Source organism: Caulobacter sp. 10L414 (assembly GCF_056395525.1).
Map to the genome: position 1 here is coordinate 1 of NZ_JBFTJR010000158.1, position 379 is coordinate 379.

Annotated in this window: 1 protein-coding gene; it reads right to left on the reverse strand. The window is 78.4% G+C overall.

What is annotated here, in order from left to right:
• Positions 1 to 206 (reverse strand): periplasmic heavy metal sensor (locus AC1DCG_RS25190; RefSeq protein ID WP_477037323.1); only part of this gene is annotated, 206 nt, incomplete at its 3' end.
• Positions 207 to 379 lie beyond the last annotated feature (173 nt).

Below are 379 nucleotides of genomic sequence, written 5' to 3' on the forward strand. Positions count from 1 at the left end.
GTGCGGCGCAAGGCGCGGCGCTGCTGGGGCGGCAGGTCGCGGCCGGCGGTCCACAGCGGCGGGCGCTGGGCCAGGGCGGCGGCGATCGGGGCCTCGCGGCGGGCCTCCTGGCGCATCCAGGCCGCGCCGGCGATGCCGCCGATCAGGAAGAGGTTCAGCGCGCCGGACACCACCAGGGCGACGATCAGGGAACGGTTGGCGCTCATAGGTCGGTCGCCTCGTCCTGGAGCTCGGGCAGGGCTTCGGCCGCGTTGTCGGGCTCGGGCTGGTCGTAGGCGGCGGCCAGGATGGCGTCGGCGCGGCGATCCAGCCGCTCGCCCGCGCCCGAGGCGACGCCGACGGCGACCCCAGCGGCGGTGGCGACCGCCAGGCCCAGGCC